Here is a 14,915-nt window from a genome sequence, read left to right on the forward strand (position 1 = left end):
AGAAGGTTGGGAGATTGATTCTAACCTTCTTTAATTTGCATTACACTTAAACAGTACGTTTCCGGAACCACCATATTCCTACCCCGACTAGTGCCGCCCCGGCAATCATCCACAGCCACCATAGCGAACGCGGTTTCTTTTGCGTTTCCTGCGAAGCCACCGTTTCAATCTGGATATTCGTCTGACTGCTGTCCTGAACCATTGCTTCCGTCTGTTGTTTGGCAGCGGTAGTTGTCTGCTTGCGGATGCCCTTCTGGCTATCCCGTTTCGTGTCTATTACCGTCGCCCGCTTCAACGGGGGCGTGCCGGTGGCCGGATCGACCGGTCGGCTTCATTGGCCAAAGCATAATTGCCGATCTTCATCTGAAAATCGATGTATTCATTCAATTCTTCTTCGTTGGCTTCCCGCATGATCTTCTCCCGCGCCAACGCATTTTTGGCGATAATGGCCAGTTCGACCCTGCCTCCGGCCGCTACCAGCTGTTCACGCTGCGCATTCAACCCTTCCAGCTGCCGTTCTTCCTCCTCTGTCCGTTTTTCCCCTTTATCCGTCAGGGCCTCGATATGCTTGTCGGTTTCGGCCAGCAGGTCGGCATTCGCCCGCCTCTGCTGCACCAGCTCCTTCTGCCCGCCCCGCTCCGATTGAATCAGTTTTTTGTTCAGGCCATCTTCATAAGCCGCTACCTGCATGTCCGCGATTTGGTTTTCGATGTCCTCCAGCTTCCGCGCCTGTTTCGACAGGAATTCCGCCCGCTTCTCAAAAGCGTTCTCCTCCTGCTTCTGCAATTTATCGAGGTGCTTCCGGTTTTTCCCCTCGAAAGCATCTATCTCGGCCTGTTTCGCCGAAATCAATGCCCGAATACGCTCGATTTCGGTCGTGTCCGAAGCATCGGCAGTATCCAACTGTTGCTCCAATGCCGCCTTCTCATCCTTCAACCGCTGCAATACCCCGGCATACGTGTTATCGGTCTCTATCTGCTGTTTCCGGAGCGCAATCTGTTCCTGTATCCCTTTTCGCTCGGCCTGTGCCGCTATGCGCTGCTCATCGGTCAAAGCGTTTTTCAGGGCCAGTTTGGAGTTGACCGTGCTCAACGCCGCATTCAGCTGCTCCAGCGTCATAGCATCGTATGGATCCGCACCACCGGAGACATGACCGGCGACCGCATTCAACTTTTCGATTTCCCGTGCCGCTTTTCGCGCAGCCTCCTGAAGGTCGGAAAACTCCGCGACAACGATTCCCCACCGTCCCGTCATCTCCACGGAACCGTCCTTCGCAGCCCGGCCCAGATTAAATAACTCTTTCCCGCAAATTTTCGCCACACCTGCAGCAAACTGAGCTTAGTCCCCCGATTTCTTGTACGCCTGAATCAGATCACCGAAAGCTGCCGTAGCGATACCAACTTCCGTTTCCGTCCGATCTCCCGTATTTTCATACGCCTTCACCAAATCTTCGAGTACTTTTTTCTCGGTATCGAACCGTTCCTGCTGGATATGCTGCATCTCCTCCGCCCGGATCCGAACCTTGATATTCTCCTCCATTTTCCGGTTCACGTAATCCAACGCTGCGGCGATCTCCTCGTTGCTCATCTTCTCCGTAAGCATATTCGGCAAATACTCCTTGTATCGCTCGTTAATCAACCGGATCGCTTCTGCGCGGGCTTTAGAACCTTCCGTGCTCTCCATTAACGCCTGTTTCAAATCTTCGTACGTCGCCCTCTCCTGAGAAAGCTCCAACCCCCGACAAAACGAAACCCCTTCAAATCAATTCTATGATTTGAAGGGATTCGTTTTTAATCTACTATCATAAATTCAAAAATATCCCATACATCGATAATCATAAATTAATAAGTTTATACGATTTTGTCCAAAACCGGATAATGATCACGCCAAGCGGCAGCGCCGTCTGCCCCACGATTTGCAGCTACCCAAAGAGAGAAACCCCACCCGGCGCCGCACTTCATCTTCGCACCCGCCCGCTCCTGCACCGATCAGCGTATGAAACAGGCCTCGCACCGCAACAAATCGGAAATGTAATCACGTAACTCCGAACGCGTAGAAAGCCGACAATAACGATATACCCGCGGCAGTACATGCCATTTGCGAAAACGAATCAGGTCATACGTACTCGACTCCAGATATATACTACCGTCCAGCCGTTTGTCGAACACGCCCCATAAGGAACTCCCGGCCGGACAACAGGGATCCGACTCATGGAACAGATATACCTCTCCGACAATCAGACAAATACCGGTCAGAGCAGGATTACACCATTTCGTATCGGAAAATAACCCGCTTTTTTCGTATAAACCGAATGATTTCATAGTTCGGCATATCTTTTGAGTGAATATCAAAAAATATGCGCGGCGCTTGACCGAATCGATTCGACCCGTTCCACAAGGCATGACAGATTTGACCAAGACCGCGCATAATTAGGTCTTGGCTGTTTATCCGTCATTTCATTTGGTGGAACTATCGAATCGACAAACAGCTTAACGATACGACTCTATCGTCATTTCAAATGTAGCCAATCGCACTATAAATTCCAAATTTTCTATCATCAGTTTTATACAGACGACGCATACATCGACTAACAATCCCATCTTTCAGTAACGTTATATCATTTATTTACAGATAAAATTCCCGGTTCGTCTGAAAAGGGCGGTATAGGAAACATCGATCAATCGGGAGACCTTCTTTTCCGGAAAATTCGGAACTACGAAATAACAAACGAAGGCTACGTACAGGAATAACGGACGAAAAGGGATCAACGCTTCGGGGAGAAGCGCTTCCGTAATCATCGAACGATGCAAGCAATACCGATAACGCAGTTCCAGTACCCGCTTCTGCCGCCCATCGCCCCCCCCAAAGATAGCCGAACTTTATCAAGCCCCCGGCAGACTATACACGAAAAGATAGTAACGGTATCGGATACATCAATTCCCGCTCAGCGTCTTTCCGCACACGGCGATGCCGAGTTAAAAGGCGCTGAACCGGAAAACGATGTACATATCGCACTTTTATTCCTCCTGCCAATCCTCCGAAAGGCTGAACGACTTATTGGCGAAAAGCTCCGCCAGACCGGATATTTGCTTCAGACGGAGCAATTCGTCCCGGTCCATGCCGATATTTTTCATAATCCAGTTATCGGACATACCCGAACGGACCAATTCCGTAACGATACCCGACATCAATTCGACGGAATGCACCCCCCGCGCCCGGTTATGACGGATCGTCGAAGCCATCCGGTTCGATATGTCCTTGTCGATCACCACCACCGGCAACAACCCCTTTTCACGTTCATAAATACGCCGGGACGTTTTCATCACCAGATAACGGTGATAACCGTCCACCAGCTCGTAAATATCCCGCTCTGCGATGTAATAGCAGACGCAAGGCATCGTATATCCGTCTTCCCAGATCGAAAGTTCCAGTAACTTCATCTCCGGCGGGGCCACCACATTCGGATTGTAACTATTGGCAGCCACTTTCTCTACGGGTACGGCCCGAACCGCATATACCGGACTTGTAAACTCCTTGGCCATAAATCAGCAATTCCTGTATTTATCCATCGCGCACTCCCTCAACTCACGCTCGCGTTTGGTCAGCGAAAATCCCATATATTTACATACATGGTCGTTTTTCAGAATACAGATACACATTCTTTTGTAGGTAGGTATCTCCCGGAATTCCGGAATATCTATATCGTCGAGATACTCCATACGTACCGGTTTCTTCGGCGTATGGTAAGCCGTAGTCTCATCGACCTCGATCGGAACGTTCGCCTCCCGGAGCTTCCGGATGGTATCCTCGGCCAGACAGCCTCCCTTCTCCCGCCAGAAACGGATGCTTACGTTCAATTTCTCCAGATAATTCCGACGGGTCTCGTCCGGCAGCGTACCCAACAGGAAATACATATACCGTTTCCATGAGAAGCCCGGCGGACAAGTAATTTTCCGCCATCCCATGGCCGCCGTGCTCCCGTAGATCCCGGCGCATCCGACACCGTTCACGCGCCCGACCATCCGTCCCCACGTATCGGGATCGATCACCCGGTACACCGCCAGCGTAGGGATCGCCTGCGATATGAACGGGCTGGCGACCCGGTGGCGGGAAATCGGAATACCGGCCTGGTAATAAAGGTCGTACAGGTGGTTATACGGCCAGCCGAAACGCGCGTTGGCGATCCATATGTCCGAAGTTTTCCAGTCGAATATGGGGTAAGCGTTGAACTCATGCCAGCCCGTCCGGTGCGTCCACTTATAATTGCCCAGCCTCTTGTAATTCTTGTCGCTGTGTATGGCCCTCCAGCGGTTGAAACTCTCCTGCGTCCTGATTCCCACCAGGCAGCATATCTTTTTGCATTTTTTCTTCCGACGGAGCCATCCGGAAAACAAATTCTGGAAGTTATAATCCCAAAGTTCTTCCGTAAAAAAATCGAAATCCTCCTTCGTCAGGCAATCCTCCGGCATATCGCGCACCCAGATATGCCTACAATCCTCGTCCCACGGGCGCCAATAAAGCTGATACATGGACGCGCAGGTCGCCACCTTGAACGGTACGCAGCAATGAAAAACTTCCAGAATATCCCGGTTCTCCGAAAACATACGTTCGACATATTCGGTCGTCTGGCGGTACTGTACCTCGTAATCCATATGGAACACGCCCAGTTTTCGTCCGGGGGCATGCCTGCGGATATAATCCATGCAAAGATTCAACAGTACGCCGCTGTCCTTGCCTCCCGAAAAGGAGACATAGACATAATCGAAATAATCGAAAATGATTTTCAGCCTTTTCTGCGTCGCTTCATATACATTCAGCCGGTACATACGCTTCAGTTCTTCGGAAGGCACAGTTGCATCTTGTCGTACTTTTTCCACTCCGTGCGCGAGCGGAATCCCCGTCCCGCAAACTCTTTCACATGCCTTTTATGAACAGTCGCGCACAATGTATCGCCGTTCGGGGCCGTATCCGTAATGATTTCCTCAAGCAGACGGTTCAACACCCGCGCATCGTCGTTCCGGATGTAATAATTATCGATCAGGCAACCTCCGTCCGCCGTCCTTTTCAGCGGGATGAAACCATCGACCTGCCCATCCTCCACGGCCACATACCACACATATTTGGCACCGGTCTTGAAAGGATAATTATTGTTCTGCCGCAACACGGCCGGATTCATCACCAAAGGAGCCACCAGTTCGAACAGCTTTTTATCCGTCCCTTTCAATTTCAGAATATCCATCGACTGCTATCAATTTCTCTCAGGTAAGCCTATACGACTTTGCCCTAATTTATATGCACGCCTGATTTTCAGCATATTTCGGCCCGCGCCCACCCCCTTATGCAGAGCAAAGTCCTGATCCCCCGTGCCGAGCGGCACCGCAGGGCCGTTGAGGGAGATCGTTTCCCGGCTTTGGGTAAAGTCGTATATACTTACTTTCTCTTAAAAGGTTAAATGTAAATATTTTCAGCTAATTATTATACTTAAAACAGCATTTTATATTCATTTTCGAGAAAAGCCGTTACACCACCGGTCTCCCTAACTCTTTAGGATAAGTAAGATATGCGACTTAACCTTATTCGATCGGGTATCGGGCCGAAACGGAACCCGCCCCGTGTGTTTAACGAAAAAAGGGCCGGACGAACTGTCCAGCCCTTTCGCCGCCCGGCGGTGTTACCGACTACCGGATAAATATTTCATCCGCAAAGATCCAGTTCTTCTGCCCAGCACCTTTCAGACCCGACGGAGTTATGCCATTTACCCCAACCACCCGTACATACCGGGCATCGAAATTCCCCCGCACCGTAAACAGGTAACGCAATTCGGCCGATTTGCCCATATCTACCTGGCGTTCCGCCCGGCCGGCCTCCGTAAAATGCTCACCATCGTCAGAAATGGATACCGTCATCGCTTCCGGAAGATAGATCCACGAACTGGCCGCCTGCAAGAACGAACCGGTCACCTCCGTAAACTTCGTCCGTTCGCCCAGATCGACAATCACATCGAAATCCGCTCCGTCGCATCCCTGGTACAATCCGCTTCGGGGATCGAGCGAACCGGTCAGACCGTCCACCAGCGTAACAGGACTTCCCGCATAGGCCGGACTCAGGACGGTATTGTATTTCACGGCCTTACCGGATCCTTTGTGGAAACCCAGCGTCTGCGAGGCGACCGCTTTCGACACCCGCCGGCCGTCTTTAACCACGATCGCCCACACCGTCGCCATGGAATCGATCCGGATCGGTTCCGTATAAACGGGCGACTGCGCGGTCGGTTCGCTGCCGTCGGTGGTGTAATGTATCACGCCGCCGAAAAATTCGGTCGCCAAAGCCACCCGGAACTGCCGCGCAGCCGAATCGTAAACCGGCGAGAAGACGATCCGGTCGGCCCCCGGATGATATACGGCATCCATCGCCTCGTAGCGGTCGTACTGCGTTTCGAGCCGACCGGCGAAGTCCTCGTAATCGCGGGCCTCTTTGGGCGACCAGACGACCTCGGACAAAGCGGCCATACGCGGCAATACCATATATTCCACATGTTTCCCGTCCCGGATATGCTCGCACCAGACATTGGCCTGCGCCCCCAGAACATGTTTCGCCTCGTCGGACGTCAGCACCGCCGGCACCGGTTCGTAACCGTAAACTTTTTTCGTCGTGGTGAATCCTCCGGCAGCCCGCGGTTCCACTTGCGGATCGTTCTGGTAAAAATCGAAATAGAGATACGTATCCGGCGTCATGACCACATCGTGTCCCATCCGGGCCGCCTCGATACCGCCGGCCTCGCCCCGCCAGCTCATCACCGTGGCGTTCGGGGCCACGCCGCCTTCCAGAATCTCGTCCCAACCGATGATCGCTTTCCCTTTCGAGTTGATGTATTCCTCCATACGGTGCATGAAATAGCTCTGCAATTCATGCGTGTTTTTCAATCCCAGTTCTGCCATCCGTTTGCGGCACTTCGGACAGTTCGACCAGAACTGCATATCCACTTCGTCGCCCCCCACATGGATGTACGGGGCGTCCGGGAATAGCTCGACCACTTCGTCGATCACCCCCTGCAAAAAGAGGAACGACGAATCGTTGCCGGCACAGAAGCAAGTCGCCAACCCGTCCGGATAATATCCGCCCGGCGTCACGAACTGCTCCTTGCCCAGACACGAAAGATGCGGATAGGCCGCGAACACTTCGCCCGAATGGCCCGGCATTTCGATCTCCGGAATGACCGTCACCCCGCGGGCCGCCGCGTAAGCCACCACGTCCCGCACCTCATCCTGCGTATAAAAACCGCCGTAGGTGGCCTTTTCGCCCGGCAGCGGCGGCCGGTTGGTTTCCCATCCGTCATCATTGCGATCCACGCGCCAGGCCGATTTTTCGGTTAGCAACGGGTATTTTTTGATCTCCAGCCGCCACCCCTGATCGTCCGTCAGGTGCCAGTGGAAACGGTTGAACTTGTGCATGGCCAACAGGTCGATATAACGCTTGACGAATCCGACCGGATGAAAATGGCGGCTCACGTCCAGATGCATCCCCCGCCAGCCGAAACGGGGATAATCCTCGATCGTCACCGCCGGAACCGCATACGCATCCGCCCCGTTGTCCCCGGCGCCGTACACCTCCGCCGGAAGCAACTGCAAAAGGGTCTGCAACGCATAGAAAGCGCCGTTATAATCATTCGTCTCGATGGCGATACGGTCGGGCGATACCACCATCCGGTAACCTTCCGGTTTCAGCCCCGCCGGAGTTTCCGGACGTTCCAGTACGATTGCTCCGGAAAGCGTATCCGGCGACAAGGCCAGTGCCGTACCGAACGTCGCGCCCAGCGTTTCGGAGATCATCCCGCCAGCACGGGCCAACACCGAATCCCCTGCGGGATACGCCACTACAGTGGCTTTATCCAGAATGAAATCCCCCAGGCCCGATTCCATATACACCGGGGCAGGAATAACGGCGATTTTCCCCGCTTTCCGGCTCTCCGAACAAGAGGCCAGCAGCAACGCTGCCGCCGCGCACAGTGACACAATTTTCTTCATCGTATGGTTTAGGTTAGATTTTTTCACTATCAAAAGCCGCTCGCCGTGCGGTTTGTCTTTTTCAGCTTACGCTGAAAATTCATCTCTCCTTTCGGCCACGCCTGCGGCGCACGGAATCGCCCTGCGCAGGCGGCGGCAGAGCACAGGACTGTAAGGATCCCCCTTGAATCCTCAGAAATACGGAGGATACGTTTCGCACAGTCCATTAGAACGGCGGTTCGCCGTCGAATCCCCCGGAGCTACCCGCAGGCCCGAAAGGCCCCGGCATAGCGCCGCTTTCGGCAGTCGCCACACGGCCCGACGCATCGAAATCGCTGTCGAAACCGCTCGAAGCGATGGTACTGTATCCGCCCGCATCGCCCGAAGCGATACCGCCGAACCCCGTATCGTCCCAGTCCACGAACTTCGCCTGTTCGCTGCGGAAACGCAGCTTGATCGTATCGACCGCCCCGTTACGGTGCTTGGCCACGATAATCTCGGCCAGTCCCTGCGTCGGCTGCCCGTCCTCGTCCATCGTCATGCCGTAATATTCCGGCCGGTGAATGAAAGCCACGATGTCGGCATCCTGTTCGATCGCCCCCGATTCGCGCAGGTCGGAGAGCTGCGGGCGTTTCGTTCCCCCGCGGGCCTCCACGTTGCGGCTCAGCTGCGAGAGGGCCAGGATCGGCACATCCAACTCCTTGGCGATCGCCTTGAGCGTGCGCGAGATAGTCGCCACTTCCTGTTCGCGGTTCCCGCGGGTATCGGTCGTTCCGACCGTCATCAGCTGGAGGTAGTCGATAATCACCAGTTCGATATTGTGCTGCGCCTTGAGCCGACGCACCTTCGACCGGAATTCGTATATGGAGAGAGCAGGGGTGTCGTCGATGAACATCTGCGCTGCCGCCAGCGGCTTGATCGAGGTTTCGAGGTGTTTCCACTCGTCGGGCGAGAGCCGGCCGTTCTTGATGTTGTGCGAATCGAGGCCCGACTCGCCGATAATCAGACGGGTCATCAGCTGCACGGCGCTCATTTCGAGCGAGAAAACCGCCACGGCTTTCTGGTAATCCACCGAAATATTTCGGGCCATGGTCAGCACGAAGGCCGTTTTCCCCATCGCCGGACGCGCCGCGATAATAACCAGGTCGGAGGGCTGCCATCCCAGAGTCAGCCGGTCGAGGTCCGTGAATCCGCTCGGTATCCCGCTCAGGCCGTCGGGTTTCTGCGACGCCTCTTCGATTTTCTGGATCGCCTTGCTCACGATGTCGCGGGCGCTCTGCACGTCGCGCCGGATATTCCCCTCGGCGATGACGAAAATGGCCTGTTCGGCCTGGTTGATCAGCTCCTCGACGTCGATCGAATCGTCGAACGACTGTTTCTGAATTTCGGTCGAAGCCGAAATCAACTGCCGCTGTACATATTTCTGCGCCACGATCTTGGCGTGGAACTCCAGGTGGGCCGCCGAACCCACTTTCTGGGTCAGCTCCGCCAGGTAAGCCGGGCCGCCGACCATCGCCAGCTGGCCTTTTTTCTGAAGCTGCTGACCGACCGTATAGAGGTCGATCGGTTCGATTCGCGCCGACAGGTCGAGAATCGCCTGGTAGATGATTTGGTGCGCCTCGCGGTAGAACGATTCGGGCACCAGTATCTCCTGTATGCCCAGAATGGCGTGCTTTTCGAGCATCAGCGCCCCCAGCACCGCCTCTTCCAGTTCGACCGCCTGCGGCGGCGTCACGCCCATCTGCTGGCTCACCGCCGTGATCGATTCCGTCGTCTTGCGCCGCGAAGCTATCTTTTTGGCTTCCGGGTCTTGTCTGTATTCTGCCATGGTCTTTCGTGTCGTCTTTTCATGCCGTTTTCAGCCGGGCGGCTCCCGCCCGACGGTTTTTTATACCAGAAAAAGTGCGCCTTCTGCCGCTCCTTGTCCTCCCGCGTGCGGGCCACATACAGCTTCTCGCCCGTATAGGGATTCATGCCCGTATAGAACATCACCGAACTGAGCGTCATCGGCGTCGGCGTCAGGTCCTGCACCTGTTCCAGCCGGAAATGGAGCCGCCGGGTGATCCCGGCCAACTCTTTCATATCGGCTTCGGTACATCCGGGATGGCTCGATATGAAATAAGGGATGAGCTGGTAAGGCAGCCCCTCCCTCTCGCAAATTCCCCGAAACCGCTTGTTCAACCCTTCGAATAACGAGAACGACGGTTTACGCATCAGATTCAGCACTTTGTCCGAGGTATGCTCCGGCGCCACCTTGAGCCGCCCGCTGGTGTGGTATTTCACCACCTCGTCCAGATAAGGCGAATCGTCGAACATATCGTACCGGATACCGCTGCCGATATAGGCATGTTTTATTCCTTTGACGCTGCGTATCTTTTTGTATAACCGCAACAACGGACGGTGGTCGTTGTCCAGATTCGGACAAACTTTCGGGAAGATGCAAGAAGGTCTCGCGCACTTGGCACACACGGTCCGGTTACGCCCGCCCATATGATACATATTGGCCGAAGGCCCCCCGATGTCCGACAGGTTCCCCCGAAAGTCGGCCATTTGCGTAATCCGTTCCACTTCACGCAGAATCGAAGCCTCGCTGCGCGAACTGATGAACTTTCCCTGATGCGCCGAAATGGTGCAGAAACTGCACCCCCCGAAACACCCCCGGTGCATGTTCACCGAATGCTTGATCATCTCGTAGGCGCCGATCGGCCCTTTGCCGTTGTAACGCGGGTGGGGCAGCCGCGTATAGGGCAAATCGAAACTACGGTCGATTTCGGCCTCCGTCAGGTAAGGATAAGGAGGATTGACCACCACGTATCGTTCTCCCACACGTTCCGCCAATATCTGCGCCTGCATTTTGTTGGACTCGGTTTCGATATGCGTGAAATTTTCGCCGAATTTTTCGGGACTTCGCAGACACGCCTCGTACGGGTGCAACTCCAACGCCCCTTCCGGCAGGCTGTCGGACAGGTAAGCCACCTGTCCCAGCCGGGAGAGCCGTTTCAGGTTGAAACCGTTGTGCAACGCCCTGGCAATCTCGACGATCACACGGTCGCCCATGCCGTAAGTCAGCAGATCCGCCCCGCTCTCGACCAGAAACGACGGCCTCAACCGATCCTGCCAATAATCGTAATGGGTCAGCCGCCGGAGCGACGCCTCGATTCCCCCGACGATCACCGGAACGCCGGGATAAAGTCTTTTGAGTATTTGCGTATAGACGATAGTAGGGTAGTCGGGTCGCTGTCCCGCCCGGCCGCCGGGCGTATAGGCGTCGTCCGAACGCAGCCGCCGCGTGGCCGTGTAGTGATTCACCATCGAATCCATCGCCCCGGCCGTCACGCCGAAAAAGAGACGGGGTTTGCCCAGCTTGCGGAAATCCCGCAGGTCGTCGCGCCAGTTCGGCTGCGGCACGATGGCCACCCGGTAGCCCTCAGCCTCCAGGAGCCGCCCGATCACCGCCGCTCCGAAAGCCGGATGATCGACATAGGCATCGCCGGAAAAGAGGATTACGTCCAGCTCTTCCCAGCCCCGCGCGGCGACCTCCTTGGCCGAAGTCGGCAAAAAAACATTCGAAGAAACCATCCCCGTTTCGGTCGTCAGACGGAATACAATCCGTTTTTGTTGAATTCGTAGGAAGCCCGTATCCGCTCCGGCGAGTCGGCCTCCAGCGCAAACAGCAATTCGCGGGTAAATTCCAGATATCCCGTACCGTTGGCCGTCACGATGCCGCCGTCCGCTACGGCCTGCCGCCGCTCATACCCCGTCTCGTTCGTATAGGCGGATCCGCCCCACAGTTTCAATTGTTCCAACGTGTTTCCCGTATGCCGGACCACGTTCAGGAAACCGTGCGCGGCCAGAAACGATGCGGCGTTGCAAATCGCGCCCACGATCTTTCCCCGCTCCACGGCCCGCCGCACCAACGGCACGACTCCGGCGGCTGCGTCCGAACGCCACCGCATTCCGCCGATCAGCACTAAAGCGGCATAATCGTCCGGAACCGTCTCGAAACCGTAATCCGGGACCGTCCGGAATCCGCCTATGGAGCGCACCGGTTCGAGCGAAGGCGCCACGACTTTCGGCACATATTTCGACCCGCTCTCCGGCGTTACGCCCGCATTCAGCGACGCGGCCAAAAAAGCCGCTTCCCAATCGGCATATTCGTCCAGCACGACCAACAACACTTCCTGCTTCATCATATCCCGCATTTTCAATATTTTTATCGTTTTCACCGGTATTTTTTCGGTTTGCGCCCCCCGACGACTGAAAGCCGTCCGGCACAGAGCCGATAAAAAAATTACCGTCGAATATATGACGGTGTACCTAATCAGGTATTTTCAAGGCAATCTTACCCCTTTCATTCTCCCGATCCCTTTTCCGGCAATAAAAGCGACGAATCGCCGTAACTCAGGAAACGGAACCCGTGCTCCAACGCATAGGAATAGATCTCCCGCCAGCGTTCTCCGACCAGGGCCGAAATCAACAATAACAACGTGCTCTGCGGCTGGTGGAAGTTGGTAATCAGACCCCGCACCGTCCGCCAACGGTAACTTGGGACGATCATAATCTCCGTGGCCGCATGCAGCTGCGTCATTTTCCACGAGCGCATCCACTCGGCCAATGCGCCGAGCGGAGCAGACTCTCCGTCCGCCGTCGCTCCGTTCGTATAGGCTTCCCACTGGCCGACCGTCCGTTCCGGAGCCGCGTCCCCCGTCAATAAAACCCGTTCGCCCAGTACTGCCAGCGACTCCAGCGTCCGCACCGAAGTCGTACCGACGGCCACGATCTTTCCCTCGGCGGCAGCCGCCGCCAGTTTTTCCAGCGTCGCCAACCCCACCTGAAAGAATTCGGTATGCATACGGTGATTCCTCGCATCCTTCTCTTTGACCGGCAGAAACGTTCCCGCCCCCACATGGAGCGTAACCTCCGCCGTATCGAACCCCCGCCCCGAAAGCGATTCGATGATCTCCGACGTGAAATGCAGACCCGCCGTCGGCGCGGCCACCGACCCTTCCCATTTGGAATAGACGGTCTGGTAACGCACCGTGTCGATCTCTTCGCTCTCGCGGCACAGGTAGGGCGGTATGGGCGTGCGACCCAGCAGCTCCAGCAACTGCCCGAACGTGTGCTCCGAAGTCCACGCGAAACCGATCCTGTCATCCTGAATCCGCTCGGCGGACAAAATTCCCCCGTCGTAAGGCATCTCCAGCGGACCGGATTTCCACTTCTTCGAATTGCCCACGATGCAGTGCCACTCGCATCTCCCGGTCACGGCGAAAGCCCGCTCGTAATCGGCCGGAGCATGCGGTTCGAGACAGAAGATTTCGATCCGCGCCCCCGTCGCCTTATGGAACAACAGTCGCGCACGGATCACTTTCGTATCGTTGAACACCACCAGCGCACCGGCAGGCAGGTAATCGGCCACATTCCGGAAAACATCCTCGCCGACCGTCCCGTTCCGGTAAAGGAGCAATTTGGAGGCCGCCCTATCTTCCAGCGGGAACCGGGCGATACGCTCGTCCGGCAGGGGGTAGTCGAATTCCGAAATATCTATTGCCTTCTCCATCAAAACCGTTAAATTTGTGCAAATTTAGCGATAAACTATGATTAAAGCAGGCAGCCGGGTGAAATTCATTTCGGACACCGGCGCAGGCATCGTCCGTTCCATCAAGGGGAACATCGCCTACGTCGAAGTGGAGGAAGGTTTCGAAATCCCGGCACTCATCAGCGATATTGTGGAGGTGGAGATCGAGGAGGAAAACGCGGCCATTGTCAAGATCGGCCCGAGCGATCCGAAACCCTCCGCCGGAGGCGGGAACACAGCCCCGACAGGCCTTTCCAAGAGACAGAAAGCCACGGTCCGGGGACTGAACAATTACGGCAAGGTGTCGCTGACCGACGATTACGAGGACGACGAACCGATCGATCTCTCCAAACTCCGGAAGTCGTTCGTCAAGAGCGCCGAGGAACAGGTAGACCGCACGCCCGCCGCGCCGGAAAAAGCGCCGTGGGAAGTTACCGATTACCTGGTCAAGCTGCTGTTCGTCCCGGTCCCCGACAGCGACAAACCGGCCGAAGCCGCCGACCTGGAGGCATGGCTGGTAAACGACAGCAGTTATACGCTGTTTTACAATATCGCCCGGCGCGAACAGCGCGGCGGCGGCCATTTCGTGCGTACGATCGACAGCGGCACGCTGGCCGCCGACTCCAAACAGAAGGTCAAACTCTACCGCCGGGCCGAACTGGCGGAAATTTCGACCCTCCATATCAGCCTCCTGCCCTACAAGCCGACGGCGTTCGTGCCGCGGGCGACGGAGGCCTTCGACCTGGAGCTGCATCCGCTGAAATTCGTGCGGGCCTCCGGTTTCACCGAAAACGACTATTTCGACGCTCCGGCGCTGGAATTCACGCTGGCGTCGTCGGACGAAATGTCCGACGACGCGGCGCCCGTCATTCCGACGCCCGCGCCCAAAGTTCCGAAAACGACGGCCCCGGCCCACAGGAAATCCACGAAAGACGAAGAGGTGGTGGACCTGCACGCCGAAGCCATCCTCGATTCCACGGAAGGCATGACGCCCGGAGAGATTCTCCAGGCGCAGCTGGCCCGGTTTGCCGTAGCTCTGGACGGGGCGGTCAAAGCCGGCGGCCAAAAACGCATCGTCTTTATCCACGGCGTAGGAAAAGGCAAACTGCGTTACGAAATCGAAAAATCGCTCAAACGCAACTATCCCAAACTCCGACACCAGGACGCTTCGTTCGCAGAGTACGGATACGGAGCGATCATGATTTTCCTCAAATAACGTCGCGAAAGAGACGGCCCTGGACCGGGAACCCATTTTATATAGGTTTCAGACCGGGATAAGCGGAAAATCAGGCTTACGTAAAAAACGTATATAGTTACCATTAACTTTTGATATA

General features: G+C 55.6%; 12 protein-coding genes. 1 reads left to right on the forward strand and 11 read right to left on the reverse strand.

Going from position 1 to position 14,915, the window contains the following annotated elements; translation table 11 throughout:
* Nucleotides 1-46 precede the first annotated feature (46 nt).
* From RIKMI_RS14735 to RIKMI_RS0100730, 11 genes are all read right to left on the reverse strand, one after another.
* The gene (locus RIKMI_RS14735; protein ID WP_156877446.1) at nucleotides 47-202 is read right to left on the reverse strand and encodes a hypothetical protein; all 156 of its coding nucleotides are present in this window, start codon (nucleotides 200-202) and stop codon (nucleotides 47-49) included.
* Between the two features lie 89 nt (nucleotides 203-291).
* On the reverse strand, nucleotides 292-1,320 hold the full coding sequence (locus RIKMI_RS0100675; protein ID WP_037291204.1) for a coiled-coil domain-containing protein: 1,029 nt from the start codon (nucleotides 1,318-1,320) through the stop codon (nucleotides 292-294).
* Nucleotides 1,321-1,338: 18 nt separating this feature from the next.
* Nucleotides 1,339-1,698: a hypothetical protein gene (locus RIKMI_RS0100685; protein WP_156877447.1), complete on the reverse strand. Its 360-nt coding sequence runs from the start codon at nucleotides 1,696-1,698 to the stop codon at nucleotides 1,339-1,341.
* Nucleotides 1,699-3,017: 1,319 nt separating this feature from the next.
* The gene (locus RIKMI_RS0100695; protein WP_027290066.1) at nucleotides 3,018-3,542 is read right to left on the reverse strand and encodes an IbrB-like domain-containing protein; all 525 of its coding nucleotides are present in this window, start codon (nucleotides 3,540-3,542) and stop codon (nucleotides 3,018-3,020) included.
* A gap of 3 nt (nucleotides 3,543-3,545) precedes the next feature.
* Nucleotides 3,546-4,826: a DUF3440 domain-containing protein gene (locus tag RIKMI_RS0100700; RefSeq protein WP_037291207.1), complete on the reverse strand. Its 1,281-nt coding sequence runs from the start codon at nucleotides 4,824-4,826 to the stop codon at nucleotides 3,546-3,548.
* A 5-nt stretch (nucleotides 4,827-4,831) separates the two neighbouring features.
* Nucleotides 4,832-5,239 (reverse strand): hypothetical protein, encoded by a 408-nt coding sequence (locus RIKMI_RS0100705; RefSeq protein ID WP_027290068.1) that lies wholly within the window; start codon nucleotides 5,237-5,239, stop codon nucleotides 4,832-4,834.
* A gap of 439 nt (nucleotides 5,240-5,678) precedes the next feature.
* On the reverse strand, nucleotides 5,679-8,024 hold the full coding sequence (locus tag RIKMI_RS0100710; protein ID WP_027290069.1) for a glycoside hydrolase family 20 protein: 2,346 nt from the start codon (nucleotides 8,022-8,024) through the stop codon (nucleotides 5,679-5,681).
* A gap of 205 nt (nucleotides 8,025-8,229) precedes the next feature.
* Nucleotides 8,230-9,831 (reverse strand): replicative DNA helicase, encoded by a 1,602-nt coding sequence (dnaB, locus tag RIKMI_RS12455; protein WP_084135115.1) that lies wholly within the window; start codon nucleotides 9,829-9,831, stop codon nucleotides 8,230-8,232.
* Nucleotides 9,792-11,582 (reverse strand): YgiQ family radical SAM protein, encoded by a 1,791-nt coding sequence (locus RIKMI_RS0100720; protein WP_027290070.1) that lies wholly within the window; start codon nucleotides 11,580-11,582, stop codon nucleotides 9,792-9,794. Before RIKMI_RS0100720 ends, dnaB begins: the two co-directional genes overlap by 40 nt.
* A 14-nt stretch (nucleotides 11,583-11,596) precedes the next feature.
* Nucleotides 11,597-12,193 (reverse strand): type 1 glutamine amidotransferase family protein, encoded by a 597-nt coding sequence (locus tag RIKMI_RS0100725; RefSeq protein WP_027290071.1) that lies wholly within the window; start codon nucleotides 12,191-12,193, stop codon nucleotides 11,597-11,599.
* A gap of 161 nt (nucleotides 12,194-12,354) precedes the next feature.
* Nucleotides 12,355-13,563 (reverse strand): S-adenosylmethionine:tRNA ribosyltransferase-isomerase, encoded by a 1,209-nt coding sequence (locus tag RIKMI_RS0100730; protein WP_027290072.1) that lies wholly within the window; start codon nucleotides 13,561-13,563, stop codon nucleotides 12,355-12,357.
* 37 nt (nucleotides 13,564-13,600) lie between these two features.
* Here RIKMI_RS0100730 and RIKMI_RS0100735 point away from each other — a divergent pair, with 37 nt between their 5' ends.
* Entirely contained in the window at nucleotides 13,601-14,797 is a 1,197-nt protein-coding gene (locus RIKMI_RS0100735; RefSeq protein ID WP_027290073.1) for a Smr/MutS family protein, read from the forward strand.
* The last annotated feature ends 118 nt before the right edge of the window (nucleotides 14,798-14,915 follow it).

Source organism: Rikenella microfusus DSM 15922 (genome assembly GCF_000427365.1).
Lineage (GTDB): Bacteria > Bacteroidota > Bacteroidia > Bacteroidales > Rikenellaceae > Rikenella > Rikenella microfusus.